This is a genomic window from Phycicoccus sp. CSK15P-2 (assembly GCF_016888005.1).
GTDB lineage: Bacteria > Actinomycetota > Actinomycetes > Actinomycetales > Dermatophilaceae > Phycicoccus.
In genome coordinates this window covers 151,895-177,776 of sequence record NZ_JAFDVE010000011.1, presented here as the reverse complement: position 1 = coordinate 177,776, position 25,882 = coordinate 151,895, and the positions used below count along the sequence as shown (strand labels likewise).

Sequence of the window (25,882 nt, the reverse complement as noted above, 5' to 3'; positions counted from 1 at the left end):
CTTCCGGCCGCGCCGGGACGTCGGCAGCGTGGAGGCATGACAGCATCCATCGTCCTGCGCGACCCCGGTGACGTCGTCGCGTCCCTGCCCTACCAGCTCGGCTACCACCCGAGACGTAGCGCCGTCGTCATCACCCTCCGTGCGACGCGGGTCGTCATGACGGCACGGGTGGACCTCCCCGGGCCGGACGGCGTGCCGACCGTGGTCGCGGCGGTGGCGGGCCCGGCCCTGCGCGAGCGTCCCGGCAGCGTCCTCCTCGTCGGCTACGAGGACCACGTGGGAGAGTCCGAGCCCCTTCTGGCCGCTCTCGCCGAGCGCTTCGGGCAGGCCGGCACGAGGGTCCTCGACGTCGTGGTCGTGCGCGACGGTCGGCGGTACTCCCTGCGGTGCGACCGCCCCTGCTGCCCGCCCGACGGCATCCCCCTGCCGCTCGCCGCCGACGTCCCTGCGGTGGCCGAGCTCGTGGCGCTCGGCCGCTCGCCGCTCCCCGACCGCCGGAGCGTCGACGCCCTCGTCGAGCCCTCCGGCCCCACCCGGGCCGTGGCCGATCGGCTCGCCGCGCTGCCGGCGCAGACCGTCCGCCGACGCCGGGCGGCCGTGCGAGCCTGGTCCCGTGTGCTGCGCACCCCCGCCACCGCGCCGCCGCACGACCACCACGTCGGGGCGTCCGACGTCGCCGTCGCGGTGCGGGGTCTCACCGACGTGCCCCTGCGCGACGGCGTCGTCTCGTGGGTCGCTCCCGGTGTGCTGCCCCGGTCGGCGGTGGACGCGCGGGTCGTCCGGCTGCTCGAGGGGTGCCTGCCCCGATGGGGCGCCATGGGGTCGTGGGGAACGGGCTCCCCGGACCCCGGTGGGCGCGGTCTCGTCGTCGAACGCCTCATCGGGCTCGCCCGCGCAGTGCCCGACGACCGTCCGGCCGACGCGGCGGCCGCGTGCACCGTGCTCGCCCAGGCCGCGTGGCACGACGGCGACGGCGCCCTGACCCGCGCCGCCCTGGGCCGGGCGCTCCGCCTCGACCCCGGCTACCGCCTCGCCCTGCTGCTCGACACGGTCGTCGGAGCCGGCCTGCGGGTGTCGGGGGTGGGCACGACCGCTCCGCGGACTCCTCCCGCCCCGGAGAGCCTGGCCGGGTAGCATTCTCGACAGGTCATGAGTCCCAGTGCCAAACCCCGGTTTGCTGGGCGGCAACCCTCCTCGCGGTGGGGTGCCCCGGGTGATGACCCGGCCGGTGCGGTGCGTACCGGCAACGCGAGATGCCGAGGAGCACGCCGATGACCGCCACCCCGACCCGCTGGGCCGGAGCCGCCTGGCGCACGGGTGACCCGGTCGGCGACCGGCAGTTCGCCGCGGTCGGCGAGATCGCCCTCGAACGCGGCGGGTTTCTGCCGGACGTCACGGTCGCGTACGAGACGTGGGGGACCCTCGCTCCGGACGGCGGCAACGCCGTTCTCGTCGAGCACGCGCTGACGGGCGACAGCCACGTCGTCGGCCCGGCCGGCCCGGGTCACCCGACGGACGGCTGGTGGCCGGGCCTCATCGGGCCCGGCGCCCCGCTCGACACCGACCGCTTCTTCGTCGTCGCGTCGAACGTGCTCGGCGGCTGTCAGGGGACGTCCGGCCCGGCCTCCGACGCGCCGGACGGCCGCCCCTGGGGTGGGCGGTTCCCGTACATCACCATCCGGGACCAGGTCGGTGTCGAGGCGGCCCTCGCCGACGCCCTCGGCATCCGGCGCTGGCACACCGTCCTCGGGGGCTCGATGGGCGGGATGCGCGCCCTCGAGTGGGCGGCGACGTACCCCCACAGGGTCGAGCGCGCGCTCGTCCTGGCCTCGACCGCCGCCGCGAGCGCGAACCAGGTCGCGTGGTGCCAGCCCCAGCTCCTCGCCATCCGCAGCGACCCGGACTACGCGGACGGCGACTACTACGACACGGGGCGTGCCCCGCTCACCGGGCTCGGGATCGCCCGCAGGATCGCCCACACGACGTACCGGCACGACAGCGAGCTGGACGACCGCTTCGGCCGTCGTCCGCGAGCGGGGGAGGACCCGCTGGGTGGCGGAGGCCGCTACGACGTCGAGAGCTACCTCGACCACCACGCCGAGAAGCTCGCTCGCCGGTTCGACCCCAACAGCTACGTCGTCCTCACCGAGGCGATGAACAGCCACGACGTCGGCCGTGACCGGGGGGGTGTGGCGGCCGCGCTCCGTGCGTTTCCCGGCACCCTCCACGTGGCGGGGGTGACCACCGACCGCCTCTACCCGCTCAGGCTCTCCGAGGAGATGGTGCGGATGCGTCCGGACACCGCGCTGACGGTCGTCGAGTCCGGCCACGGCCACGACGGGTTCCTCGTCGAGACCGAGCAGGTGGGTGCCGTCATCCGCGCGGTGACGCGGCCCGGGTGACCCGTCCGCCTCTGCGGTACGGTCGGACGAGTGTCCGCCCGGCCCAGGAGGAGACCGTGACCATCGTCGTCGGCTTCGTGCCCACGAAGGAGGGCCGTGCTGCCCTCGCCCGCGCCGTCCAGGAGGCGCGTGAGCGCAGCCGGCGGCTCATCGTCATCAACTCCCACCGTGGTGGTCGCGACCTCGACGACGACGCGTCGCGAGCGGCCGAGGAGGAGCTGCAGCGTGCCGCCGAGGAGCTGAGCGGCAGCGGCGCGGAGATCGAGGTGCGCCAGCTGGTCCGGGGCAACGAGCCCGCGGAGGACCTCATCGCCGTCGCCACCGAGACCGAGGCCGACCTCATCGTCATCGGGCTGCGTCGCCGCACCCCCGTCGGCAAGCTCATCCTGGGCTCCAATGCCCAGCGGATCCTCCTCGACGCCCCCTGCGCGGTCCTCGCCGTCAAGGGCTGATGGCCCCCGCGGGCACCCCGCCCGCCGCCGCACCCGGAGGCGCCCGACCGGTCTGATGTGTCCGTCGGGCGACCGCGAAGTTATAATGGTAGTGCGCACCCGGCCGGACGGCCCGCCAACCGAGTCGGACGAGGTGTCGCCCCGGACCCCCGAACTCGCCGTTGCCCGGGCATTCGTGTCCCCGGGCTGCGGTCATCCGCGACGAAAGGTAGACGGTGTCGCCTGTGTCCACGACGTCCTCCGAGCCCAGCGCCCTCCCCCCCGAGTTCTCCCACCAGGCCCTCCAGACCCTGGTGCGCCGGGGCCGCACGAGCGGGACGGTGACGGGTGCACAGGTCGCGGAGGCGATGCGGGCGGCCGAGGTCCGTCCGAACCGCGGCCGGGTCGTCCTGCGGGCTCTGGGTGACCAGGGCATCGAGGTTCGCGCCGACGACGCGTCGGGGGTCGCCGCGGCGACGAGCACCGCGAAGAAGCCGTCGGCCACCGCGTCCGCCAAGAAGACCGGCAAGAAGGCTGCCGCCAAGACCTCGACCCCCTCGAAGTCCACCAGCAAGTCCACCAAGACGACGAAGAAGGCCGCGGCGTCCGAAGGCACGGCAGCCACCAAGGCGACGAGCAAGGGCGCCTCCACGTCGTCCACCCGCAAGACGGCGTCGGCCGCCGCACCGGCCACCGCGAAGAAGGCCACCGCCAAGAAGTCGACCGCGAAGAGGTCGACCGCCGAGAAGACCGCCGAGGCCCCGACCGGGGGCACGGAGGCGGTCGACCTCGAGGACCTCGAGGTCGACGGCGGTGCCGCCGCTGCCGAGGAGCCGGAGGTCAAGGAGGGCGAGGACAGCGGCTTCGTCATGAGCAACGACGAGGAGGACGCGCCGGCCCAGCAGGTCGTCACCGCCGGTGCCACCGCCGACCCCGTCAAGGACTACCTCAAGCAGATCGGCAAGGTCGCCCTCCTCAACGCCGAGCAGGAGGTCGAGCTCGCCAAGCGCATCGAGGCCGGGCTCTTCGCCGAGGAGAAGCTCAACGCGGGCGAGAAGCTCGACATGAAGCTCAAGCGCGAGCTGTGGTGGATCGCCCAGGACGGCAAGAAGGCCAAGAACCACCTCCTCGAGGCCAACCTGCGTCTCGTCGTCAGCCTCGCCAAGCGCTACACGGGCCGCGGCATGCTCTTCCTCGACCTCATCCAGGAGGGCAACCTCGGTCTCATCCGGGCGGTCGAGAAGTTCGACTACACCAAGGGCTACAAGTTCTCCACGTACGCCACGTGGTGGATCCGCCAGGCGATCACCCGCGCGATGGCCGACCAGGCCCGCACCATCCGCATCCCGGTGCACATGGTCGAGGTCATCAACAAGCTCGCCCGCGTGCAGCGCCAGATGCTCCAGGACCTCGGCCGCGAGCCCACCCCGGAGGAGCTGGCACTCGAGCTCGACATGACCCCCGAGAAGGTCGTCGAGGTCCAGAAGTACGGTCGCGAGCCGATCTCGCTGCACACCCCGCTCGGCGAGGACGGCGACAGCGAGTTCGGTGACCTCATCGAGGACTCCGAGGCCGTGGTCCCGGCCGACGCCGTGAGCTTCACGCTCCTCCAGGAGCAGCTGCACAGCGTCCTGGACACCCTCTCGGAGCGTGAGGCCGGCGTCGTCTCGATGCGTTTCGGGCTCACCGACGGCCAGCCCAAGACCCTCGACGAGATCGGCAAGGTCTACGGCGTGACCCGTGAGCGGATCCGCCAGATCGAGTCCAAGACGATGTCCAAGCTGCGTCACCCGAGCCGCAGCCAGGCGCTGCGCGACTACCTCGACTGACGAGAACCTACGGCGTGCGCGAGCGGCTCCGGGGCGTGACGCCCCGGGGCCGCTGCGTTGTCCGGCACGCCGTCGTCGGGCACGCCGTCGTCGAGCGGGGCTCCGGTGCCGGGCGGTGCGTGGGGCTCAGGCGTGTGGTGCTCGGTCGCGCGTCCGGCGTACGAGGGAGAGCCAGTGTCGTCGTCCCTCCTCGGGCAGCATGAGCGCGCGCACGCGGTCCCGGCGCCGACGACGCCCCAAGGCCGCCCGCCACACGGTGCGTGCGTCGGCCTCGACGTCGTCGAGGGCCGCGCCCGGCCGGGCGTAGCGGGCGGTCTCGAGGACGCCGACCACGCGCTCGAGGGCTTCCCCCTCCTCGGCCGAGAGGTATGCCGCGGACCGGATCTGCTTCGAGGCCTGCCGTGGTGTGACGCCGGGGCCGGGGACGAGCCCGACGTCCCCGAGCCGGAGCAGCAGCGACTGCCACTCGGCCTCGACGAGGTCGGCGTCGTCGCGGGCCCGCGCCCTGGCCCGTCGTCGGGCCAGCCAGGCACCGAGGGGGGTCAGGGAGGCGAGGACGAGCACCCCGACCACCCCGGCGACGGTCGGCCAGCTCCTGACCACGACGTCCAGCACACCGGTCACCGGGGTCGTGTCGGTGACCAGCGGGTCCTGGGTCGTGTCCTCCTCCTCCGGCCGCGCCGGGTCGTCGGCGTCGGTCGACGCCGAGGCGGTCGGGACGGGCAGGGCGTTGTTCTCGGGTGCGGTCAGCTCCCGCGTGTAGGCGGGGGCGATGCCGCTACGGACACCCGGGGTGGGCTCGAAGCGCATCCAACCCAGGTCGGGGAAGTAGAGCTCGGGCCAGGCGTGTGCGTCGTCGGCCCGTACGACCCGCTCACCGTTGTCGAGGGATCCCGGCAGGAAGCCGACCGCCATCCGCGCCGGGATGCCGGCGGCCCGGGCGAGCATGATCATCGCGCTGGCGAACTGCACGCAGTACCCGCGCCGGGTCTCGAAGAAGCGGACGAGCGGCTCCTCCGGCCGCCGGCCCTCGGCGGTGTCGTCGGCGAGCTCCTCGGAGTACACGTACGTCGGACCACGCAGGTGGTCCTGGATCGCGACGGCCACCTCGAGAGGGGTGCCGGCACCGGCCTCGTCGGTGATGTCGCCGAGCAGCTGCCGCACGGTCGCCTCGGCCTGGGGGTCGACCCGCACGTCCTGACCGGACCCCCGCAGGTCGGCGAACGTACCGAACTGCTCCGGCTCCGGCTGCAGCGCCTCGTACTCGGCGGTGTAGGACCGCACCTGACGGGTGAGCTCGACGAGCCCCGCCCCGGTGACGCGCCACGAGCCGGTCGGGAAGGGCGTGCCCAGCGTGTTCGGCGGCAGCGCCACCTGGGGCACCCCGACGGAGGACTCGCCGACCTCGATCCGCTCGACCGTCCGCGTGACCGCAGGACCTGCCTGGCTGCCCGGTAGCCGCCCGTCGAGCGGCACGAAGGTGACGTCGTTCGTGGAACGCCACTGGCCGGCGCGGTAGTCGTCGAGGACGCCCACCCGCAACGGCTCCGGGGACGACGCCGTGGTCTTGTAGACGAGGACGGGAGCCGTCGAGCGGCTCGCGAGGTCACGGGCGATGTCGATGCTCGTCGAGAGGCGCAGCGGGCCACTGCTCTTGCCGTTGCCCGCGCCACGCGCCAGCCCCTCGGCGACGAACGTCGTCGGCAGGTGGGGGAGCAGACCCGGCATGGCGACCGCCGCGACGAGGGCCAGCACGCCGACGACCCGGGCGAGAGTCGCGAAGCTCGCGACCGGGTCGGAGCCGCTGCTCGTCGCCGGGCTCCCTCCCCAGGTCTGCATGCTCCGGACCCCCTGGCGTCCGACCATGGCCAGCCAGCAGAGCGCCGGGGGCACGACGAGCCAGGCGGCCAGGCCGGCGCTGGTGTTGGTGGCTCCGGCCAGGAACGCCGTGAGCAGCGGCACGCCCGCCGCCGCGGGGGAGCGGTACGTGACGGCGCAGGCGTCGACCGCCACCGCGGTGAGCCCGACGAGAAGGCTCACCCCGAGCGCGATGCCACGGTCGGTCGGCGCCGGGGCGGCGAACGTGGTCACGACCCGGTATGCGTCGGTCAGGAGGATGCCGAAGGCGTGCACGGTCTCGGCGGAGGGCAGGATGCCCGACCACAGATGTCCCCGGCCGTGGAGCAGCGCGGTGCCCTGGGCGAGCACCACGAGCTGGGCGAGGACGACGAGCGGCCGCACCGACGTCACGGTGCGCAGCAGCAGGCCCGTGACCACGACGGCGATGACGAGCACCGCACTCGGGCTGCTCCACGCCGAGGCGGGGGAGAAGAGGTCGAGCAGCGGGAGCGTGACGGCGAGGGTGGCGACCGCACCGAGGGCGGTCTCGACCGGACGGGCGCGGCTCATCCGGCCACTCCCGCGACGGCGGTGCTGCCGACCACCTCGGACCAGGCGTCGGCAGGGCTCGTGGGGGGCTCGACGGAGGTCGTGAGCCAGCCCGACGCGCGCAGCGTGGCGCAGGTGGTCTCGGCGCGCAGCGCGCCACCCCGGAGCGGTGGGCGGTGGCCGTCGAAGGCGGCCGGGTCGACGACCATGGCCACGGCACTCGAGCCCGGTTGGCGCAGCGCAGCCAGCGCGTGGGCGTCGTCGTCGGTGAGCGGGCCCCCGACGTAGACGACCAGGCCGCCCTGGGCGCTGAAGCCGGCGGCGTCGTGGAGTACGGCGCGCATCGCGTCCTCGGCGTCGCCGGTACCCACCCGGGCGAGCGCGTCGAGGGCTCCGTCCAGGGTGTCGTCGTGGCGTGTGCCCCGGTCCGACCCGGGGTCCGGCACGAGGAGGTGCACGGCGTGGGCGCCGTCGACGAGGTGGGCGACGAGCGAGGCGACGGTCGTGATGCTCCACTCGAGCGAGCTCGCCCGACCGGTGCCCCCGTGGCCGATCGCCCGGGTGTCGAGCAGGACCACCGCTCGCCGCTTCGCGGGCCGGTCCTCCTGGCGGACCATGAGCGCACCGGTACGGGCGGTCGCCGGCCAGTGGATGCGCCGGAGGTCGTCGCCGTCCCGGTACTCGCGGATCGTCTGGTCGTCCTCGCCGTGCAGGGCCACCATGTGCGGGATCGCGCCCTCGCTGCCGATCCCGGAGCCGAGGGACTGCCCTGCGGACAGCGGCACGACGCGGGGGAGCACGATGATCTCGGTCTGCCCGCTCACCGACGCGGTCCGCAGCGTGAGGCCGAACGGGTCGCGGACGCGCACCCGCAGCGGGCCGATGTGATGGACGCCGCGGCTGTGCGACCGGACGGTGTACTGGACCTCGCGGGACGTGCCGGGACGCAGCGAGGGAAGGACGAAACGCGGACGGTCACCGAGGGCGTAGTCGATGGAGTCCTCGGCCATGAGCACCGGGGCGGGGGATGCCTCGCCGTTGTGGATGCGCACCGTCACGAGGGACCGCTCGTCCATGACCACGCGGCCGGGCTCGACGTCGCGGCTCACCTGCAGGTGCAGCCCGTGGCGCCGGACGACGACGAGCGACACGGCGACGAGGGTGACGAGGAGCACGCCGACGCGGGTGACGTCCGGCTGTCCGAGGAGCATGCCGGAGCCGACGAGCGCGAGGCCGCAGCCGGTGAAGGACGCCCCCCGGGTCGTCAGTGTGCGTCGCAGGGCCCGCACGACCGGGTCACCGGGTCGGCGCGGGGACCCGGACCCGCTGGAGGAGGTCGCCGAGCACGTCCGCCGTGCTGCGCCGGGCCATCTGGGTCTCGCCGGTGGGCATGAGCCGGTGGGCGAGGACCGGGACGACGACCTGCTGGACGTCGTCGGGCAGGACGTGGTCGCGCCCGGAGAGGGCCGCGTGTGCGCGGGCGGCGCGCAGGAGGTGCAGAGTGGCGCGCGGCGAGGCGCCGAGCCGGAGGGCCGAGCTGGACCGGGTCGCGTGCGCGAGGTCGACGACGTACTGCCGCACCGCGGGCGCGGCGTGCACCGAGCGCACGGCCTCGACCATCGCCTGAATCGTCGCGGCGTCGGTGACGGGCTGGAGCGCGTCGAGGGGCGAGGCGCCGCCGTGCACCTCGAGCATCTCGAGCTCGGACCGGGCCGACGGGTAGCCCATCGAGATCCGGGCCATGAAGCGGTCGCGCTGGGCCTCCGGCAGCGGGTAGGTGCCCTCCATCTCGATGGGGTTCTGGGTGGCCATGACGATGAACGGCCGGGGGAGGGTGTACGTCGTCCCGTCGACGGTGACCTGCCCCTCCTCCATCGACTCCAGCAGTGCGCTCTGGGTCTTCGGTGAGGCCCGGTTGATCTCGTCCCCCACGACGACGTTGGCGAAGATCGCGCCGGGACGGAACTCGAAGTCCCGGACGTCCTGGTTGAACACCGAGACGCCGGTGATGTCGCTCGGCAGGAGGTCGGGCGTGAACTGCACGCGCCGGACCGAGGCGTCGATGCACCGGCCGAGGGTCTTGGCCAGGAGGGTCTTGCCCACCCCGGGGACGTCCTCCACGAGGAGGTGGCCCTCGGCGAGCAGCACCGTGATCGCCGTGCGGACGACGGACTGCTTGCCCTCGATCACGGAGTTCATCGCGGCCGCGAGCGACCCGCAGACCTGGAGCACCTGGTCGAGGGAGGCGCCCCGCGCGGCGGGGTCGGTGGCCGGGGGGCGGTCGTGCTGGAGGTCGCTCACGCGATGGTCCCTTTCGTCTGTCCGGTCCCTGCCCAACGACACGGGCGGGCGCGGCGTGCCCACGATCTTGCTACACGGCAACGACGCGACGCACGTGCTTCGTCCCACCCTGCCCCACCGGATGTCCCCACGACGCCCCACGGGCCCTCCACGGTGCTCCCCGTCCCGGGACCCGAGGCGCTCGCCGTCTTCCTCGGCCCCGGTTCATCGGACCTTCTGGGGAGCGAGGGTCTCATCCCCTCCACTTCACTCCACCGGCACTGACCTGCATTTTTATGTCAAATCAGACCACTTTCGTCAGAAGTATGGTCTCCTGGGGGAAGCAGGTGGAGTAAAGTGGAGTGATCCGGAGGTCGAGGGAACCCTCCGGGCGGGTCGAGGAGGTGGCGTCGTGGACGAGTTCCTCGGTACCCACACGCCCCGGCTCGACGACAAGGGCCGCCTGTTCCTCCCCGCCCGGTTCCGTGGTGCGCTCGCCGAGGGGCTCGTCGTGACGACCGGCCAGGAGGGCTGCCTCTACGTCTTCCCGACCGCCGAGTTCCACCGGATCTCCCAGGAGATGCAGAAGGCCCCGGGCTCGTCGAAGACCGTCCGCGACTTCGTCCGCGTCTTCCGGGCCAGCGCCCACCCGGACACCCCCGACAAGCAGGGCCGGGTCACCATCCCCGCGCCGCTGCGCGGCTACGCCGGGCTCGACAAGGACTGCACGGTCATCGGCAACGGCAGCCGCCTCGAGGTCTGGGACACGACCCGCTGGGAGGCCTACCTCGCCGAGGTCATGCCGGCCTACTCGGCGTACTCCGCCGGGACGGAGGAGGTGGTCCCCGGACTCTGACCCGCCCGGCCACACCGACCACAGGAACGACGAGCGGCCGACCCGCCCGCAGGCCTCCAGCCGACCCGCACCCGACGCGCCTTCCCCCGCGCCGGGCCGGATCGGATGGGGACCCGCCGCCGGGTCGACCCGCACCGACCACCACGCACCAGCAGTGCACCGCGACATCCGCGAGAGGAGCAGCGATGACCGCACCCGACGACACCGGAGCACGACACGTCCCGGTGATGCTCGACCGCGTCGTCGACCTCCTCGCGCCCGCCCTCGACGCTCCGGGCAGCGTGTGCGTCGACGGCACGCTCGGGATGGGCGGGCACACCGAGGCGATCCTGCGCCGCTGTCCCCGGGCGCGCGTCGTCGGCCTCGACCGCGACACCGACGCGATCGCCCTCGCCGAGGAGCGGCTCGCGCCCTTCGGTGACCGGTTCACCGCGGTGCACGCGGTCTACGACGACGTCGCCGAGGTCCTGGAGCGGGTCGCCGACGGCACGGCCCGCGGCATCCTCTTCGACCTCGGGGTCTCCTCGCTCCAGCTCGACGAGGCCGAGCGCGGGTTCGCGTACCGGCACGACGCGCCGCTGGACATGCGGATGGACCAGACCCGTGGTCGCACGGCCGCGGACGTCCTCAACACGTACGCGCACGGCGACCTCGCCCGGGTGCTCCGCACCTACGGCGAGGAGCGCTTCGCCGGCCGGATCGCCTCGGCGGTCCTCCGCGAGCGCGAGAAGGAGCCGTTCACGACCTCGGCCCGGCTCGTCGAGACCATCCGGTCCGCCGTGCCCGCGGCGTTGCAGCGCACCGGAGGACACCCGGCGAAGCGCACCTTCCAGGCGCTGCGCATCGAGGTCAACGCCGAGCTCGACGTCTGGGAGCGGGCGGTCGACTCCGCCATCGCCTCGCTCGAGCCCGGGGGGCGGATCGCGGTCCTGTCCTACCACTCGCTCGAGGACCGGATCACCAAGCGGGCCCTGGCGCACGGCTCCCGCAGCCGAACCCCGGCCGGGATGCCCGTCGAGCTCCCGGAGCACGCCCCCTACCTCCGGCTCCTCACCCGTGGGGCCGAGGTCCCGACCGACACCGAGCAGCACGACAACCCCAGGTCCGCCTCGGCCCGCCTGCGCGCGGCCGAGCGACTCTCGCCGAAGGGAGCTCCCGCATGAGCCAGAGTGCCGTCGCCCGGCCGCAGCACCGTCCCGCACCCCGCCGCGCGAGCGGCCCGACCCCGCGTCGGCTCCGGGTCGTCGCACCACCCGCTCCCGAGGGCAACGCGGCGTTCATCGCGCTCTGCGTGCTGCTCCTCCTCGGGGGGTTCGTGTCGGTGCTCCTCCTCAACACGGAGATGGCCAAGGGGTCGTACACGATCCGCGACCTCCAGCACCGCTCCGACGAGCTGACCGACGCCCGGGACGACCTCAGCCACGACCTCGACGCCGTGTCCGGACCGGGACCCCTCGCCCGCGAGGCACGCAGCCTCGGCATGGTGCCGGCCGAGACGCCGGTCTTCCTGCGCCTCGCCGACGGCAAGGTCGTCGGCGTGGCGAAGAAGGCGAAGGCCGACAAGCGGTTCAAGGTGGTCACCGAAGCCCGTTCCGCGTCCTCGACCAGCCGCTGACCCGCACCGACCACGAGCACGGAGACCCAGTGACGCCACCGAAGAAGCCCCCGAACGGGCGCTCTCGCGCGTCCGGTGGGACCGGCCGCGCGGCGTCCCCGGGCGGGCGCACCACTCGGGACGGCTCGTCGTCCCCGGCGCGGCGCCGCGCCACGGGCCCGGCCCCCGGCGGGGCGTCGGGGGAGCGCCGGACCGCCAAGAGCCCGGCTCCGGGGACGCGGACCCCGTCCCCGGGTCCCGCTGCGGCGAAGGGGCGGTCGGGTGGGACGCCGGCGACGAAGGCCACGTCGACGAAGGCGCCGGCGAAGAAGGCGTCCGGGACGAAGGCGTCGAGTCGGGCCGCGGCCTCGGTGAAGGCCGGTGGCCGCGGTGGCCGGGGCCCGACGACGGGGCGCGGCGGGTCGACGTCCGGCCGCCGCCGGCCGCCGCCGCCCAAGGCCCCCCCGCGCCGTCGGCGCCGCAGCGCGCCCGGTCCGGGCCCGAGCAGCCGGCGCCGGATGCGCAGCCTCACCGTGGCCGCCGTCTTCGTCCTCAGCGTCTTCGGGGCCCAGCTCGTCCGGATCCAGGGACTCGACGCGCACGCCGTCGCCTCCGAGGCCGAGGCCAACCGCGTGACCGCGCAGATCATCCCTGCGATGCGTGGTCAGGTCCTCTCCAGCGACGGCACGGTGCTCGCGTCGAGCGTCGTCCGCGAGGTCGTCGTCGTCAACCAGCAGGCCGTGTGCACGTACCGCACGAAGAAGCCCACGTGCGCGCCCGAGACCTCGAAGGCGGCCGTCGAGGCCGCCGCCGAGAAGCTCTCGCCGCTGCTCGGCACGCCCCGGAGCGAGCTCGTCGAGCAGCTCACCGGCGACAGCAAGTACCGCATCCTCAGCAAGGACGTCACCCCGCTGACCTGGAACAAGATCGCCGAGCTCGGGATCCCCGGGATCGCGAGCGACCGCCGGGAGACGCGGTCCGAGCGGGTCTACCCCCAGGGCCAGACGACCGCTGCCCTCGTCGGGTACGTCCTCGACAACGGCGACCCCGGCGGCGGCGTCGAGCTCATGGTCGACGAGGACCTCCAGGGCACCCCGGGGAAGATCACCTTCGAGCGGGGTCGCGACGGCACGGCCATCCCCGCGGGGGAGTCGACCTCGACCCCCGCGGTCGACGGCCGGGACGTCAGCCTCACGATCAACTCCTCGCTCCAGTGGTACGCGCAGAACGCGCTGGCCCAGCGGATCAAGGAGACCAAGGCGACCTCGGGGACGGTCGTCATCATGAACGCCAGGTCCGGCGACCTCCTGAGCGTGGCGTCCTACCCGACGTTCGACCCGGACACCGACATCGGGAAGAAGGGCGTGCACCTCGACAACAAGGCGTTCTCGGACGTCTTCGAGCCCGGCTCCACGGCGAAGATCATGACGATGTCGGCGGCTCTCGAGGAGGGCACCGTCACGCCGTCGACCCCGGTCGTCATCCCGAACCGGCTGCCGCGCTACGACGCGAGCTTCAAGGACAGCCACGACCACCCCACCGAGTACCGCACGGTCGCGGGCACCCTCGCGGAGTCGAGCAACATCGGGACGGTCCTCGTCAGCGAGACCCTCAAGCCGGCCACCCTCGAGCGCTACTTCCGCTCCTTCGGCCTCGGCTCGCGGTCCGGGCTCGGCTACCCCGGCGAGTCCGCGGGCCTCCTCCCGCCGTCGGACACGTGGAGCGGCACCCAGCGCGCCACGGTCGCCTACGGACAGGGCATCTCGGTCACCGCCGTGCAGGCGGCCTCGGTGTTCCAGACCATCGCCAACGGGGGCGTGCGGATGACCCCGCGCCTCGTCGACGGCGTGACCGAGGCCGACGGCACGGTGCGGCACGCTCCCGAGGCGACGCCCCAGCGGGTCGTGTCGACGCAGACCGCCGAGGACGTCTCGGCCATGCTCGAGGGTGTGGTGAGCGACGAGGGCACCGCGGAGGAGGCGCAGATCCCGGGCTACCGCGTCGCGGGCAAGACCGGCACCGCCGAGTACTACGACTCCCGGGTGGGCCGCTACAGCGGGAAGACCGCGAGCTTCATCGGATACGCGCCGGCGGACGACCCGGAGATCGTCGTCGCCGTCATCGTCCAGAAGCCGACCTACCCGTTCTTCGGTGGTTACGTCGCCGGCCCGGTCTTCAAGGACGTCATGACCTACGCGCTGCAGGAGCTGCGGGTGCCCCCGACGGGGAGCAAGAGCCGGAAGCTCACCCTCGAGGTCGACCCCGGGAAGGCCCTGAAGGACCCCGACGTCCTGCGTGACGGCGTCAAGCACCCCAAGCGATAGGGTCCTGCGCGTGGTGTCCCCCCGCCCGACCTCTCCTCGCCGCACCCCGCTCCGGGAGGTCGCGGCGCTCCTCGGGCTACCCGGTCCGCAGCCCGCCACGGAGGTGCTCGGCGCCACCCTCGACTCGCGTGCCGTGCGTCCCGGCGACCTCTACGCGGCCCTGCCCGGCGCGCACGTCCACGGCGCGGACTTCGCGCTCTCCGCCCGGGACGCCGGAGCTGCCGCGGTCCTCACCGACGCCGGCGGCCGGGCCCGCCTGGACGCCGCAGGGGTCGGGCTCCCGGTCCTCGAGGTGCCCGACCCCCGGGGGGTCCTCGGTGCGGTTGCGGCCCGGCTCTACGGCACCGAGTCGACCCCACTGCGGCTCGTGGGCATCACCGGCACCAACGGCAAGACGACCACCGCCCACCTCGTGCACTCCGCCCTCACCGCGCTCGGTCGCCGACCAGGGTTGATCGGTACCGTCGAGACGCGCATCGGTGACGAACGGGTCGGCAGCGTGCGGACGACCCCGGAGGCGCCCGACCTGCACGCCCTCCTCGCGGTCATGGCCGAGCGCGGCCTGGACACGTGCGTCATGGAGGTCTCGAGCCACGCCCTCGTACAGCACCGCGTCGACGGGGCCGTCTACGACGTCGCGCTGTTCACGAACCTCTCGCAGGACCACCTCGACTACCACGCCGACATGGACGACTACTTCGTCGCCAAGGCGTCCCTCTTCACCCCGGAGCGGGCCCGGCGCGGCCTCGTCTGCGTCGACGACGGCTGGGGGAGACGGCTGGCCGGCTCCGCCGGGGTTCCGGTGCGGACGCTGGCCACCGGTGGCCGCGCCGACTGGGTCGTGCACCCGGATGCCTCGGACCCGGCGGCGTTCCGCCTCACCGGCCCGGACGCCATCGACCTCGACCTCAGGTCCGGCCTCCCGGGCGCGTTCAACGTGACGAACACCGCGATGGCCGCCGCCGCCCTCGTGCTCCTCGGCGAGGATCCGGACGCCGTGGCCCGCGCCGTGCTCGTCGCCCCGCACGTCCCCGGCCGGATGGAGCGCGTCGTCCTGGGTGGCGACCTCGACCAGCCGCTCGCGGTGGTCGACTACGCGCACACCCCGGACGCGATCCGCGCCGCGCTCGAGGCGCTGCGCCCCACGACACCGGGACGCCTCGTGTGCGTCACCGGTGCCGGCGGCGACCGCGACCGCGAGAAGCGTCGTGCGATGGGGGCGGCCGCGGCCCAGGCCGCCGACCTCGTCGTCGTCACCGACGACAACCCGCGCTCCGAGGACCCGGCCGACATCCGCGACGCCGTCCGGGCGGGCGCCGACGAGGTCCGTGCGGCGGGCCGGGACGTCGAGGTCGTCGTCGTCGGCGACCGGCGGCAGGCCATCCGCGAGGCCGTCGCCGCCGTCTGGGCCGACGGGCGGGACGCCACGGTCGCCGTCGTCGGCAAGGGCCACGAGACCGGTCAGGACGTCGGGGGAGTCGTGCACCCCTTCGACGACCGCGACGAGCTCCGCGAGGCCCTGGCCCGGGCCGCCGGGGCGGAGGCCCGATGATCCCCATCCCGCTCGCCGAGGTCGCCGTCGTCACCGGCGGGACCCTCACCGGCGTCCCCGAGGGAGACGCGACGAGCGTGCTCGTCGACGGGCCCGTCGTCACGGACTCGCGGGAGGCCGGTCCCGGTGGCCTCTACGTCGCCCGGGTCGGTGAGCACGCCGACGGGCACGACTTCGCGGCGGACGCCGTCGAGGCCGGCTGCGTCGCCGCGGTGACCACCCGGCCCCTCGAGGGGCTGCCGTGTCTCGTCGTCGAGGACACCCAGGACGCCTTCGCGGCGATCGCCCGGGCCGTCGTCGACCGCAGCCCCCACCTCGCGGTCGTCGGGGTCACCGGCAGCTCGGGCAAGACCAGCACGAAGGACCTCCTGGGTGCCGTCCTCGGTGCCGTCGGCCCGACGGTCGCCCCCGTCGGCTCCTACAACTCCGAGGTCGGCGTCCCCCTCACCGTGTGCCGGGTCGAGCCGGACACACGCGTCCTCGTCGTCGAGATGGGCGCGCGCGGCGCCGGGCACATCGCCTACCTCGCGACGATGGCCCCGCCGCGGGTCGGCGTGGTCCTCAACGTCGGCACGGCGCACGTCGGAGAGTTCGGCTCGCGCGAGGCGATCGGCCGGGCCAAGTCCGAGCTGCCTGCCGCGCTGCCCGCGGACGGCCTCGCGGTCCTCAACGCCGACGACCCCGTCGTGCGCGCCATGGCCGGTGCGACCGACGCGCGCGTCGTCCTCGTCGGCGAGGCCGACGACGCCGACGTCCGCGCCACCGGGGTGTCCCTGGACGCCGCGGGCCGCCCCTCGTGCACCGTGACCACCGGCGGAGCGACGGCCCGCCTCTCCCTCGGGCTCGTCGGACGCCACCACGTCGGCAACGCCCTCGCGGTGCTCGCCGTGGCGCTCGAGCTCGGGCTCTCCCTCGACGACGCCGTCGACGCCCTGGCCGAGGCCCGGCCGGTGAGCCGCTGGCGGATGGAGGTCACGGAGCGCCCGGACGGGGTGACGCTGGTCAACGACGCGTACAACGCCAACCCCGACTCGATGCGCGCCGCACTCGAGGCACTGGAGCGGGTCGGGGAGGGGCGGCGGACCTGGGCGGTGCTGGGGACGATGCTCGAGCTCGGCGACCTTTCGGACGCCCTCCACGCCGAGGTCGGTGCCGAGGCCGTGGCCCGCGGGGTCGACGAGCTGCTCGTCGTCGGCGCGGTCGCCCGCCCCCTGGCGGACGGTGCGCGGGCGGTGGGCGGCGCGACCCGCGTCCGCGCGGTGGCCGACGCCGAGGCCGCCGAGGCGCTGCTGCGCGACGAGCTGCGCGCGGGCGACGTGGCCCTGTTCAAGTCGAGCCGGGACGCCGGGCTACGGTTGCTCGGAGACCGACTGGCGAGCCCCGAGGAGCAGACGACGTGAAGGCCGTCCTCATCGCTGCCGTCGTCTCGCTCGTCCTGTCCCTCTTCGGCACGCCGGCCTTCATCCGCCTGCTCGTCAAGCGCGGCTACGGCCAGTTCATCCGCGATGACGGCCCCACGTCGCACCACACCAAGCGCGGTACGCCGACGATGGGCGGTGCGGTCATCGTCCTGGCCTCCCTCGTGGCGTACGCCCTCGCCCACGTCTTCACGGGCCAGCTGCCGTCGGTCAGCGGGATGCTCGTCCTCTTCCTCATGACCGGCATGGGGCTCGTCGGGTTCCTCGACGACTACATCAAGATCAGCAAGCAGCGCAGCCTCGGCCTGCGCTCCCGGGAGAAGCTCGCGGGACAGACGCTCGTCGCGGTGCTCTTCGCGATCCTCGCGCTGCAGTTCCCCAACTCGTCGTTCCGGACCCCGGCCTCGACCGCGGTCTCGTTCGTGCGGGACACCCCGATCGACTTCGCCTTCGCGGGCACCGTCCTGGGCGTCGTGCTGTTCGTCCTCTGGGCGAACATCATCGTGGCCGGCACGTCCAACGGCGTGAACCTCACCGACGGCCTGGACGGCCTCGCGACGGGGACCTCGGCCATGGTCTTCGCCGCGTACGTGCTCATCGGCATCTGGCAGTTCAACCAGAACTGCCAGTGGAACCCGGGGACCAAGTGCTACGAGGTACGCGACCCGCACGACCTCGCGATCGTGGCCGCGGCCGGGATGGGCGCCTGCTTCGGCTTCCTGTGGTGGAACGCCTCACCCGCGAAGATCTTCATGGGCGACACCGGCTCGCTCGCCCTCGGCGGGGCACTCGCCGGCCTGGCCGTGCTGACCCGCACCGAGCTGCTCGTCGTCATCCTGGGCGGTCTCTTCGTGACGATCACGCTGTCGGTCATCATCCAGGTCGCCTCGTTCAAGACCACCGGCAAACGGGTGTTCCGGATGGCACCCCTGCAACACCACTTCGAGCTCATCGGGTGGCAGGAGGTCACGATCGTCATCCGGTTCTGGATCATCTCCGGCCTCTTCGTCGCGCTCGGGCTCGGGCTCTTCTACGCCGAGTGGGTCGTGAGCGCCGGATGACCACCGGGTCCGCCCGCACCGCCGGTCTGACCTCCCGCGACGCCGACTGGGCGGGGCTGCGCGCCGTCGTCGCGGGGCTCGGGGTCAGCGGGTTCGCCGCCGCCGACGCCCTCCTCGACCGCGGGGCCGCCGTCACCGTCGTCGACGCCACCGAGCCGGCCGAGGGCTCTCCGATGGAGGAACGGGCCCGGATCCTCGACATCCTCGGCGCGCGGCTGCGCTACGGCGAGCCCGCCGTGCGGGCCCTGCCGGACGAGCCCGCCGACCTCGTCGTCACCTCACCGGGCTGGCGTCCGGACCAGCCGCTCCTCGTGGCCGCGGCCCGGGCCGGGGTGCCGGTCTGGGGTGAGGTCGAGCTCGCGTGGCGGCTGCGTCCCGCCACCGGCGCGGCCCCGTGGCTCACCGTCACGGGCACGAACGGGAAGACGACGACGGTCCGGATGCTCACCGCGATGCTGCGCGCCGCCGGGCTGCGTGCCCGCAGCGTCGGCAACGTCGGCACGGCCGTGCTGGAGGCCGTCATGGACCCCGAGCCCTACGACGTCCTCGCCGTCGAGCTCTCGAGCTTCCAGCTGCACTGGTCGCACTCGATCGCCCCGCGCGCCTCGGTCTGCCTCAACGTCGCTCCCGACCACGTCGACTGGCACGGCTCGCTCGAGGAGTACACCCGGGCCAAGGGCCGGGTCTACGCGAACACCGAGGTCGCCTGCGTCTACAACGTCCAGGACGAGGTGACGATGCACCTCGTCGAGGACGCCGAGGTCCGGGAGGGCTGCCGCGCCGTCGGGTTCACGCTCGCGACGCCACGGCTCTCGGAGGTCGGGCTCGTCGACGACGTCCTCGCCGACCGCGCGTTCGTCGAGGAGCGCCGCACCTCGGCCGCCGAGCTCGGGACCCTCGACGACCTGCGCGCCGGGCCGGACGCCCCGCCGCCGGCACCCCATCTCGTCGCGAACGCCCTCGCCGCCGCGGCGCTGGCCCGGGCCCACGGCGTGCCGCCTGCGGCCGTGCGGCAGGGCATGCGCGACTTCACCCCGGAGCCGCACCGGATCGCCGACCTCGGGGTCGTGCGCGGCGTGCGGTGGGTCGACGACTCCAAGGCGACCAACCCGCACGCGGCGGCCGCGAGCCTGGCCGCCTTCGAGCACGTCGTCTGGGTCGCGGGCGGCCTGCTCAAGGGCGCCGACGTCGACGAGCTCGTCGCGTCCGCCGCCGGCCGGCTCCGCGGGGTCGTCCTGCTGGGCCGTGACCGGGCGGCCATTTCCGACGCACTCGCCCGACACGCGCCGGATGTCCCCGTCGTCGACGTCGCCCGTACCGACACTGGTGCCATGGACCAGGTGGTGGCCGACGCGCTCTCGCTCGCCCGGGAGGGCGACGTCGTGCTGCTCGCCCCCGCCGCCGCGTCCATGGACATGTTCGCGAACTACGGTGCGCGCGGCGACGCCTTCTCCTCGGCGGTGCGGCGGCTCGACACCCGGGGGTAGCCCGTGACGAGCACCACCGCACCGGCGCCCGGTCCCGGCGCCCCGGCCCGGCTGCGGGCCTGGGCCGCCCGCCTCGAGTCGCCCGTGACCACGTACTACCTGCTGCTCTCGCTCACCGTGGCGCTCGTCGTGTTCGGCCTCATCATGGTGCTGTCGGCGAGCTCCATCGTCTCGCTGGCCAGCAGCGAGCAGCGGTCGGCCTTCTCGATCTTCACGAACCAGGCGATGTACGCGGCCATCGGTACCGTCGTCCTGTTCGTCGCCGCGAGGGTCCCGGTGCGGGGCTGGAAGCGGCTCGCGCTGCCCGTCCTGCTCGTCGGCATCGTCCTGCAGCTACTCGTCTTCACCTCGCTCGGCGGCGGGTTCCAGGGCAACCGGAACTGGGTCCACCTCGGGCCGGTCAACATCCAGCCGTCCGAGGCGATCAAGCTCGGCCTGGCCCTCACCGGCGGCGCCGTCCTCTCGCGCAAGCGGCGCCACCTCTCGTCCTTCTCGCACGTGCTCGTGCCGTACCTCGTGCCGATGGTCGCGGTCGCCATCGGCCTGGTCCTCCTCGGCGAGGACCTCGGGACCGTCCTCGTGCTCGGCGCGGTCGTGGCCGGTGTGCTCTTCGCGGCCGGGGTCCCGCTGCGCTGGTTCGCCGTCGCCGGCGTGCCCTTCGTCGGGATGGCCGTCACATTCGTCCTCACGAGCTCGAACCGGCTCGGCCGCTTCGACGTCTGGCTGGGGCGCGACACCGACATCGACGGCCCGGCCCGGCAGCCGATCCACGGTCGCTACGCGCTGGCCGACGGCGGGTGGCTCGGCCTCGGCCTCGGAGAGAGCCGCGAGAAGTGGGGCCTGCTCTCCGAGCCGCACAACGACTTCATCTTCGCGATCATCGGCGAGGAGCTCGGCCTGGCGGGCACGCTCGCGATCCTCCTGCTCTTCGGCGGTCTCGCGGTCGCGTGCTACCGCCTCGTCAGCCGCTCCGACGACTTCTTCGTGCGGGTGGTGACCGCCGGCATCATGACGTGGATCATCGTGCAGGCCACGGTGAACATCGGCGCGGTCATCGGCCTCCTGCCGGTCATCGGTGTCCCACTGCCGCTCGTGTCCTCCGGTGGGTCCTCGCTCATCACGACGATGGGAGCCCTCGGCATCCTCCTGTGCTTCGCGCGGAACGAGCCGGGCTGCGCCGAGAGCCTCTCGGCGCGGCCTTCCTCGCTGCGCCGGTCGCTGTCGGTCGTCTCCGGTGTCGTGCGCCGGCCGGGCGGACGCTCGTGAGCGAGCTGCGCTCGGTCCTCCTCGCGGGGGGCGGGACGGCCGGGCACGTCTCACCGCTGCTCGCCCTCGCCGACTGTCTTCGCCGCAGGGACCCCGAGGTCGCCGTCGCGGCGCTCGGGACGGCGACCGGGCTCGAGGCACGTCTCGTGCCCGAGCGCGGCTACCCGCTCCACGAGGTGCCCCGCGTACCGTTCCCGCGGCGCCCGTCCGCCGACGTGCTGCGCCTCCCGGGCAACCTGCGCCGCGCGGTCCGGGCCGCCGGGGAGGCCCTCGACGCCACGGGCGCCGAGGTCGTGGTGGGCTTCGGGGGCTTCGTCGCCTCGCCGGCCTATCTCGCGGCCCGCCGCCGGGGGGTCCCCGTCGTCGTCCACGAGCAGAACGCCCGCCCGGGCCTGGCCAACCGGCTCGGCGCCCGGGTCGCCGCGCAGGTCGCGGTCACATTCCCCGGGACGCCGCTGCCGCACGCCACGGTCACCGGGATGCCCCTGCGGCACGAGATCGCCACGCTCGACCGTCCGGCCCTGCGGTCCCGGGCCCGCGAGCACTTCGGTCTCGCCGATGCTCCGACCCTGCTCGTCACGGGCGGCTCCCTCGGCGCCGCCCGGCTCAATACCGCGTTCGAGGGCGCGGCCGGTGCGCTCTCGGCAGCGGGGGTGCAGGTGCTGCACGTCACCGGGGCGGGGAAGGCGGTCGACCCGGGGGAGAGCACAGGTGCGGTGTACCGCGTCCTCGAGTACTGCGACCGGATGGACCTCGCGTACGCCGCGGCCGACCTCGTCGTCGCCCGGTCCGGCGCGAACACGGTCTGCGAGCTCACCGCGGTCGGGCTGCCGGCCGTCTACGTCCCCCTGCCCATCGGCAACGGCGAGCAGCGGCTCAACGCCGCGACGGCCGTCGCGGCTGGGGGCGGGCTCCTCGTCGACGACGCCGCCGTCGACGCGGCGTGGGTGCAGGACACCGTCGTCCCCCTGGCGCTCGACGACGACCGCCTCGCCCGGATGGCCGCCGCCGCTGCCTCCGTGGGGGAGCGGGACGGCGACGAGCAGCTCGCCGACCTCGTCGTCGCCGCCCGGGGGCGGTGACCGTGCCCGTCGTCAACCCCCGGGTCGACCTCCGGGCGCCGGTCCCGCCGTGGGACCGGCTCGGTGCGGTCCATCTCGTCGCGATCGGCGGTGCGGGCATGTCCGCGGTGGCCCGGCTGCTGCTGGGTCGAGGCGTGACGGTCAGCGGGTCCGACGCCGCCGACTCGCCCACCCTCGCGGGCCTTCGCGAGGCCGGTGCCACCGTCCACGTCGGGCACGACGCCGCGCACCTCGCCGGCGTCGACACCGTCGTGGTGTCCTCGGCCATCCGCGAGGACAACCCCGAGCTCGCGGCTGCCCGGGCCGGCGGGCTGCGGGTCCTGCACCGCTCCCAGGCTCTCGCGTCGCTCATGGCCGGCAGCCGTGGGGTGGCGGTCGCGGGGGCGAACGGCAAGACGACGACGACCTCGATGCTCACCGTCGCGCTCGTCCACGCCGGGGCCGACCCGTCCTACGCCGGCGGCGGCGAGATCCCGCAGCTCGGCTCGAACGCGGCCGTGGGCGCGGGGGAGGCCTTCGTCGTCGAGGCCGACGAGAGCGACGGCACGTTCCTCGTCTACCGGCCCGAGGTCGGCGTCGTCACCACCGTCCAGCCCGACCACCTCGACTTCTACGGGACCCCCGAGGCGGTCGACGCCGCCTACGTCGAGTTCGCCGCCACCGTGCGTGAGGGTGGCGTGCTCGTCGCCTGCCTCGACGACCCCGGGGCCCGCAGGCTGGCCGAGGGCGAGCGAGCCGCCGGTCGACAGGTCGTCACGTACGGGGCGGACCCGGTCGCCGACCTCCGGCTGATCCACACGACGCCCGAGGGCCTCGGCACGCGGAGCCCGTTCACGTGGCGGGGGAGCGAGCACACCCTCGTCCTCCAGGTGCCGGGCGACCACAACGTCCGCAACGCCGCGGCCGCGTTCCTCGCCGCCACGGTCGGGCTCGGCCAGGACCCGGACGCGGTGCTCGCCGGGCTCGCGGCCTTCACCGGGGTGCGCCGGCGCTTCGAGGTGCGGGGGTCGGTCGACGGGGTGACCGTGGTCGACGACTACGCGCACAACCCGGCAAAGGTCGCGGCGGTGGTCTCCACGGCACGGGGGGTCGTCGAGCGCGCCGGACACGGCCGGGTCCTCGTCGTGTTCCAACCACACCTGTACAGCCGGACCCGCGACTTCGCTGAGGGTTTCGCGGCGGCGCTCGCTCCCGCGCACCACGTGGTCCTGCTCGACGTCTACGGCGCGCGTGAGGCGCCGATGCCGGGCGTCTCCTCGGCGCTCGTCGGCGACCCGCTCCGGGACCTGCCGGGCGAACGCCTCGTCGAGGTGGGGCTCACCGCGCCGGTCGCCGTGGCGACACTCGCGGAGGCCGCCCGCCCCGGCGACCTCGTCCTGACCGTCGGTGCCGGGGACGTCACCGCGCTCGGGGCGCCGTTGCTCGACGCGCTCCGCGACCGCCACGGCCGGGAGTCCGGATGAGCCGCACGGCGACCCGCCCGCGGCGCCCGTCCCACACCGGTGTCGAGTCGTCGGCGTCCCGGTTCCGAGACCGGGCGATCGCGCGGCGGCGTCGCCCGTGGTTGCGCGCCCTGGGGACCGTGGCCGTCGCGGGAGTCCTCGTCGGCGCGGGGTACGTGGTCGGCTGGACCGACGTCCTCGGTGTGCGCGAGGTCGTCGTCTCCGGTGTCGACGGCGCCGAGGAGAAGGCGGTCCGCGGGCTCGTCGACGTCCCGCCGGGCACCCCCCTCGCGCGGGTCGACACCGCAGCCGTCGAGGCGGACGTCCGGACACGGATCACCGTCGCGGAGGTGTCGGTACGGCGCGGCTGGCCACGGTCGCTCGAGGTCGACGTCGTGCCGCGGACCGCCGCGATCGTCGTCAAGAACCCTCAAGGTCGACTCGAGGTCGTGGATGCCACCGGGGTCGCGTTCGGCACCGTGAAGAAGGCGCCGAAGGGCATCCCCGTCGTCACCGCGACGGGGGAGCGGGCGATGACCCCGGAGGCCCTCGCCGCCGCGTTCGCCCTGCTCACCGCTCTCCCAGAAGACCTCGCGGACGACGTCTCGGCGGTCACCGTCAGCAGCGCCGACCTCGTGACGTTCACGCTGGGCAAGCGCACCGTCGTCTGGGGCGGCGCCGACGACGCCGAGCTGAAGATCCGTGTGCTGCGCGCACTGCTCGGGACGAAGGCGAGGACCATCGACGTCAGCGCCCCGAACACCCCCGTGACCCGATGACGCTCGTGTGACGGATGGGGCGGATGGTCCGCTCTCGGTTCCACGTGGCAGGATTCGTACCACGGGATGTCGCGACACGCCACGCTCATGTTGCGCCGGACAGCGGGGGCGGACGTAGCGTCGTCCCATCGACACCGTCACCGAACAGTAACCCTCGACCTCACCTCGAGAGTTCGGTCGGCATCACCGCACCGCCGACGTCCCAGTGGAAGGCCCCCAGCCGTGGCATCACCCCAGAACTACCTCGCCGTCATCAAGGTCGTCGGCATCGGCGGAGGCGGCGTCAACGCCATCAACCGGATGATCGAGGTCGGCCTCAAGGGGGTCGAGTTCATCGCGGTCAACACCGATGCCCAGGCCCTTCTCATGAGCGACGCGGACGTCAAGCTCGACGTCGGGCGCGAGCTCACCCGCGGCCTCGGTGCGGGTGCGGACCCGGACGTCGGCAAGAAGGCCGCCGAGGACCACGCCGAGGAGATCGAGGAGGTCCTCAAGGGGGCCGACATGGTCTTCGTCACCGCAGGCGAGGGCGGTGGCACCGGCACCGGCGGCGCCCCGGTCGTCGCCCGGATCGCCAAGGGTCTCGGCGCCCTGACCATCGGTGTCGTCACCCGGCCCTTCACCTTCGAGGGCCGGCGCCGCGCCAACCAGGCCGAGTCCGGCATCGCCGCGCTGCGCGACGAGGTCGACACCCTCATCGTCATCCCCAACGACCGGCTGCTCTCGATCAGCGACCGCGGCGTCTCGATGCTCGACGCCTTCCGCAGCGCCGACCAGGTGCTGCTCTCCGGCGTCCAGGGCATCACCGACCTCATCACCACGCCGGGCCTGATCAACCTCGACTTCGCCGACGTCAAGTCCGTCATGCAAGGAGCGGGCTCGGCCCTGATGGGCATCGGCTCGGCCCGGGGTGAGGACCGCGCCGTCCAGGCCGCCGAGCTCGCGATCTCCAGCCCGCTGCTCGAGGCGAGCATCGACGGCGCCCACGGGGTGCTTCTCTCGATCCAGGGCGGCAGCGACCTCGGCCTCTTCGAGATCAACGAGGCGGCACGCCTCGTCCAGGAGGCCGCGCACCCCGAGGCCAACATCATCTTCGGGGCGGTCATCGACGACGCCCTCGGCGACGAGGTCCGGGTCACCGTCATCGCGGCGGGCTTCGACGGCGGAGCCCCGGTCCGCAGGCAGGACGACCGCGCCCTCGGCACGATCCAGGGGCGTCCGGTCCCGCCGGTCTCGCCGCCACCGGCCGTTCCCTCGACGCCGTCGACCACCTCGACCCCGTCGACGACGCCGCCGGCCCCTGCGGCGCCCGGTGCTCCGGCCACCTCCCGCCCGGCGGTCATCGGCGGTGGCGCGGCGTCCGGCGCGGCGGTGTCCCCGCCCTCGACGGCGCCGTCGGCCCCGCCCGCCGCGCCGCCGCCCGGCGAGATGTTCCGGCCGCACCAGGAGAGCCCCGAGCCGTCGGCCCCCGCCGTCCCGCCGGCCGTCGTCCCGGAGGAGCCCGACGCGGACGAGGAGCCGGTGCGCACCGAGCGGGAGTCGACGCCGCCCGAGCCGGCCAAGCAGCAGCCGCCGCGGACCGTCACCTTCGACGAGGCCGACGACCTCGACGTTCCGGACTTCCTCAAGTAGGACTCGACGCACGCCGGGGCGGGCCGGGGCTCCCGGCCCGCCCCGGCGCGTCTACGGTG

21 protein-coding genes and 1 riboswitch are annotated in these 25,882 nt (G+C 74.0%); of the genes, 17 read left to right on the top strand and 4 right to left on the bottom strand.

The features are described from left to right. Positions 1 to 36 precede the first annotated feature (36 nt). The 4 genes from JQN72_RS07730 to JQN72_RS07715 all read left to right on the top strand — a co-directional run bounded on the left by JQN72_RS07730 (position 37) and on the right by JQN72_RS07715 (position 4,662). Entirely contained in the window at positions 37 to 1,134 is a 1,098-nt protein-coding gene (locus JQN72_RS07730; RefSeq protein ID WP_204134583.1) for a DUF4192 domain-containing protein, read from the top strand. Positions 1,135 to 1,145: 11 nt separating this feature from the next. Then, a riboswitch (SAM riboswitch) is annotated at positions 1,146 to 1,255 on the top strand. A 16-nt stretch (positions 1,256 to 1,271) separates the two neighbouring features. Further along, a complete protein-coding gene (locus JQN72_RS07725; protein ID WP_204134582.1) occupies positions 1,272 to 2,402 on the top strand; it encodes a homoserine O-acetyltransferase in 1,131 nt (376 codons plus the stop codon). A gap of 56 nt (positions 2,403 to 2,458) precedes the next feature. Then, on the top strand, positions 2,459 to 2,854 hold the full coding sequence (locus JQN72_RS07720) for a universal stress protein (RefSeq protein WP_204134581.1): 396 nt from the start codon (positions 2,459 to 2,461) through the stop codon (positions 2,852 to 2,854). 224 nt (positions 2,855 to 3,078) lie between these two features. After that, complete coding sequence (locus JQN72_RS07715) at positions 3,079 to 4,662, top strand: RNA polymerase sigma factor (protein WP_204134580.1); 1,584 nt, start codon at positions 3,079 to 3,081, stop codon at positions 4,660 to 4,662. Positions 4,663 to 4,788: 126 nt separating this feature from the next. Here JQN72_RS07715 and JQN72_RS07710 read toward each other — a convergent pair whose 3' ends face one another. From JQN72_RS07710 to JQN72_RS07700, 3 genes are read right to left on the bottom strand one after another with little or no spacing between them, the layout of a single operon-like run. Next, positions 4,789 to 7,071: a DUF3488 and transglutaminase-like domain-containing protein gene (locus JQN72_RS07710; protein ID WP_204134579.1), complete on the bottom strand. Its 2,283-nt coding sequence runs from the start codon at positions 7,069 to 7,071 to the stop codon at positions 4,789 to 4,791. Then, on the bottom strand, positions 7,068 to 8,339 hold the full coding sequence (locus JQN72_RS07705; RefSeq protein WP_204134578.1) for a DUF58 domain-containing protein: 1,272 nt from the start codon (positions 8,337 to 8,339) through the stop codon (positions 7,068 to 7,070). Before JQN72_RS07705 ends, JQN72_RS07710 begins: the two co-directional genes overlap by 4 nt. A 7-nt stretch (positions 8,340 to 8,346) precedes the next feature. Continuing rightward, positions 8,347 to 9,351, bottom strand: a complete 1,005-nt coding sequence (locus JQN72_RS07700; RefSeq protein WP_307812505.1) for an AAA family ATPase — start codon at positions 9,349 to 9,351, stop codon at positions 8,347 to 8,349. 391 nt (positions 9,352 to 9,742) lie between these two features. Here JQN72_RS07700 and mraZ point away from each other — a divergent pair, with 391 nt between their 5' ends. From mraZ to JQN72_RS07685, 3 genes are all read left to right on the top strand, one after another. Continuing rightward, positions 9,743 to 10,186, top strand: a complete 444-nt coding sequence (gene mraZ, locus JQN72_RS18315) for a division/cell wall cluster transcriptional repressor MraZ (protein ID WP_307812504.1) — start codon at positions 9,743 to 9,745, stop codon at positions 10,184 to 10,186. 185 nt (positions 10,187 to 10,371) lie between these two features. Continuing rightward, entirely contained in the window at positions 10,372 to 11,349 is a 978-nt protein-coding gene (gene rsmH / locus JQN72_RS07690) for a 16S rRNA (cytosine(1402)-N(4))-methyltransferase RsmH (protein WP_239100284.1), read from the top strand. Next, a complete protein-coding gene (locus JQN72_RS07685; RefSeq protein ID WP_204134576.1) occupies positions 11,346 to 11,801 on the top strand; it encodes a hypothetical protein in 456 nt (151 codons plus the stop codon). Before rsmH ends, JQN72_RS07685 begins: the two co-directional genes overlap by 4 nt. Here JQN72_RS07685 and JQN72_RS07680 read toward each other — a convergent pair. Beyond that, positions 11,764 to 12,312, bottom strand: coding sequence for a hypothetical protein (locus tag JQN72_RS07680; protein WP_204134575.1), 549 nt, complete (start codon positions 12,310 to 12,312; stop codon positions 11,764 to 11,766). The two genes, JQN72_RS07685 and JQN72_RS07680, sit on opposite strands and share 38 nt — an antisense overlap. Here JQN72_RS07680 and JQN72_RS07675 point away from each other — a divergent pair. From JQN72_RS07675 to ftsZ, 10 genes are all read left to right on the top strand, one after another. After that, positions 12,299 to 14,104: a penicillin-binding protein 2 gene (locus tag JQN72_RS07675; RefSeq protein WP_204134574.1), complete on the top strand. Its 1,806-nt coding sequence runs from the start codon at positions 12,299 to 12,301 to the stop codon at positions 14,102 to 14,104. The two genes, JQN72_RS07680 and JQN72_RS07675, sit on opposite strands and share 14 nt — an antisense overlap. Positions 14,105 to 14,114: 10 nt before the next feature. Further along, positions 14,115 to 15,656, top strand: a complete 1,542-nt coding sequence (locus tag JQN72_RS07670) for a UDP-N-acetylmuramoyl-L-alanyl-D-glutamate--2,6-diaminopimelate ligase (RefSeq protein ID WP_204134573.1) — start codon at positions 14,115 to 14,117, stop codon at positions 15,654 to 15,656. Next, positions 15,653 to 17,056, top strand: coding sequence for a UDP-N-acetylmuramoyl-tripeptide--D-alanyl-D-alanine ligase (gene murF / locus JQN72_RS07665; protein ID WP_204134572.1), 1,404 nt, complete (start codon positions 15,653 to 15,655; stop codon positions 17,054 to 17,056). The genes JQN72_RS07670 and murF overlap by 4 nt, the downstream gene beginning before the upstream one ends. Next, entirely contained in the window at positions 17,053 to 18,135 is a 1,083-nt protein-coding gene (gene mraY, locus JQN72_RS07660) for a phospho-N-acetylmuramoyl-pentapeptide-transferase (RefSeq protein WP_204134571.1), read from the top strand. Before murF ends, mraY begins: the two co-directional genes overlap by 4 nt. Continuing rightward, positions 18,132 to 19,622 carry a UDP-N-acetylmuramoyl-L-alanine--D-glutamate ligase gene (murD, locus tag JQN72_RS07655; RefSeq protein ID WP_204134570.1) on the top strand — a complete coding sequence of 497 codons (1,491 nt, stop codon included), beginning with the start codon at positions 18,132 to 18,134 and terminating at the stop codon, positions 19,620 to 19,622. Before mraY ends, murD begins: the two co-directional genes overlap by 4 nt. A gap of 3 nt (positions 19,623 to 19,625) precedes the next feature. Next, entirely contained in the window at positions 19,626 to 20,888 is a 1,263-nt protein-coding gene (ftsW, locus tag JQN72_RS07650) for a putative lipid II flippase FtsW (RefSeq protein WP_204134569.1), read from the top strand. Further along, positions 20,885 to 21,970: an undecaprenyldiphospho-muramoylpentapeptide beta-N-acetylglucosaminyltransferase gene (murG, locus tag JQN72_RS07645; RefSeq protein WP_307812503.1), complete on the top strand. Its 1,086-nt coding sequence runs from the start codon at positions 20,885 to 20,887 to the stop codon at positions 21,968 to 21,970. The genes ftsW and murG overlap by 4 nt, the downstream gene beginning before the upstream one ends. 2 nt (positions 21,971 to 21,972) lie before the next feature. Further along, entirely contained in the window at positions 21,973 to 23,433 is a 1,461-nt protein-coding gene (gene murC / locus JQN72_RS07640) for a UDP-N-acetylmuramate--L-alanine ligase (protein ID WP_307812502.1), read from the top strand. Continuing rightward, complete coding sequence (locus tag JQN72_RS07635) at positions 23,430 to 24,191, top strand: cell division protein FtsQ/DivIB (protein ID WP_204134568.1); 762 nt, start codon at positions 23,430 to 23,432, stop codon at positions 24,189 to 24,191. The genes murC and JQN72_RS07635 overlap by 4 nt, the downstream gene beginning before the upstream one ends. Positions 24,192 to 24,413: 222 nt before the next feature. Further along, positions 24,414 to 25,823, top strand: coding sequence for a cell division protein FtsZ (gene ftsZ, locus JQN72_RS18310; protein ID WP_204134567.1), 1,410 nt, complete (start codon positions 24,414 to 24,416; stop codon positions 25,821 to 25,823). Positions 25,824 to 25,882 lie beyond the last annotated feature (59 nt).